The sequence below is a fragment of the Candidatus Symbiopectobacterium sp. NZEC135 genome, from assembly GCF_025962695.1.
The window spans coordinates 1-2,433 of sequence record NZ_JAGFPF010000206.1; the positions used below are offsets into that span (position 1 = coordinate 1).

Genomic DNA, 2,433 nt, shown 5'->3' on the forward strand with positions numbered 1-2,433 from the left:
GGCATAGTTGTCACTGAGGGCGCTGTAATAGTTCTTATCCAACAGATTGTTGACGTTGGCCTGCACCGCCAGCTGTTTGTTGATCTGGTAGCGACCAAACAGGTTAACCAACGGATAGCTTCCCTGATGCACACGCGTTGCCCCATTCGGCCCCGAGGTATCCACAAAGGTGCCGTTCTGCCAGTTTACCCCGCCACCCAGCGTCAGTTCCGGCAGCATCGGCAACTGGTAGCGCGTAAACCATTTCAACGAGGTTTGCGGTAGCTGGCTGTTTACCCGGTTATCCGCCGCGTCTTTGGCAACGTAACGTGCGGCACCGAACGTCATCTGCCAGTTATCCGTCAGGGCACCGTTCAGTTCCAGCTCCACGCCTTTACTGGTTACGCCTTGCGCACCGTAGTAAGCCTGATCGCTCGACCCAGTGACCTTGTTACTGCCATCGGTCTGCGCCAGATTATCCTGCTCGATGCGGAACAGCGCCATGGATGCCGTCAGGCGACCATCAAACCAGTCGGATTTCAGACCGGTTTCATAGTTTTTGCCTTCAATCGGTGCCAGGTAGTTGCCGTTAACACTGCGGTTATCTTGCGGCTGGAAGATAGAGGTGTAGCTGACATAGGCAGAGAGGGTGTCATTGATGTCGTAAATCAACCCGGCATAGGGCGACACCTTGTCTTTGCTGAAGCTGGAGGTCATGCCGCCCGTGCTCCATTCGGTATAGCGCGCACCAGCCACCAGCGCCAGCGGGTCGGCCAGCGAAAAACGGGCCGCACTGTAGACCGACCGTTGATGCACGGTATCATCCGAACTTTTGATCTGCGCCTGCCAGTTCGGTTCCGGCGCACTGCCGTTCCAGTTGTAGTAATTGCCCATATCCGCAACCGTCACCGCATCGTTCGAGGCGTAGTAGTAGTTGCGCTGGCGACTGAAACCTACCCCGGTAACCAGCTCATGCTGGCGCCCCAGCAGTTCGAACGGACCGCGCACGTAAGTTTCCAACGCGTCCAGTTTGCGTGTGCCAGTAAACCAGCCAGCACCGCCCGCCAAGCCCTCGCCGGTGGTTTGATCGGGGAAGGTGCCTGATTTGGCAGGATCTTTCACGCCATTAGCATCATAATAATCATAAGGTGAAGCGTACATCAGCTTGTCATCAAACTTGGTTTCCGCATGGGTACTGTTGATATGCCAGTCCCAGCCGTTATCAAACATATGGCTGAACTGGGCGAAAACCTTGTTGGTCTCGATGTTGTAATAGGCCCAGTTTGGGGCGGGATTGAAGCTGCGATCGAAGTGGGTACGGTTGCCGTTACTGAACCAGGTCGGCAAGCCGCCCCAGGTTGAACCGGGGGTTTTGCTTTCCTGATAATCGTAGCCGAATGACAGCGTGGAATTATTGGCCAGATCCGCATCGACAATGCCGGAAATAAATTTTTTGCGCTTATGGTAACGATCGAGCCAGCTATCCTGATCCTGATAGCCGGCAATAATACGCCCGCGCACGTTGCCGGATTCGGTCAAGGGCGCGGAAAGATCGGTCACATAGCGTTGGTTATTCCACGAGCCGTAACTGGCGGAAACATTGCCGGTCACTTCCTTGCTGGTGGCGTGTTTGCGCACCATATTCACCGTTGCGGAGGGATTACCGGTTCCGGTTAGCAGGCCGTTGGCACCGCGCACCACTTCGATGCGGTCATAGATCGCGGTATCTCCCAGCGCGTCACCAAAATTCCAGGCTTCGGATACCGAAGTGGGGATATCGTCAATGACGAAATTGTTGATGTAGAAACCGCGCGCATAGTAGCCAATGCGTTCACTGTCGGTATAGTTGCCGGTGACACCAACCACGTTATCCAACACGTCGCCCACCGTTTGCAGGTTCTGATCCTGCATGCGCTGTTTATTCACGATGGTGATGGATTGCGGAATATCACGCGGACTTAACAGCAAGCGCGTCCCCGCCGAGGTCAATTTGGTGCTGTAGTCGCCGGGCACATCCTGCCCCGCAGCCCCCCCGGTGGCGGTGACCACCAGCGTGTCGCCACTTTTTTTACCCGGTGATGAGGCAGATTGTGCAGCGCTCTGATGGGTGTTGTCCCCCACCGCAGTGCGGGTCTGTGCCGCCCCCGCCAGAGCGGGCCACAGTGCAGCGCCCACACACAGCGCCAAAACAGAAAAACCGCTTACCGATTCCATTGCCTGAACCGACTTCGCACAGCCAAACCCTTTTCCTTTCATAACGATCCCTTAAGCGTACATCATGCTGACACGACACCGTGTTACCTGGCTATCATCGGTTTAACGCCCGACAATGGTCGTGCCCCTGAAGCACCAATCTACATATTGAGCCTACATAATATTAGATAATGGGAATCACAGTGAGAAGGATTTGCATTTGATATGTAAATAGGATTTACCTGTTGGCACGGTTTTTCC

At 54.9% G+C, this 2,433-nt stretch carries 1 protein-coding gene; it reads right to left on the reverse strand.

The features are described 5' to 3' along the window. On the reverse strand, positions 1–2,235 hold a 2,235-nt coding region (fhuE, locus tag J5224_RS24950), incomplete at its 3' end, for a ferric-rhodotorulic acid/ferric-coprogen receptor FhuE (protein WP_264627905.1). Positions 2,236–2,433: the final 198 nt, after the last annotated feature.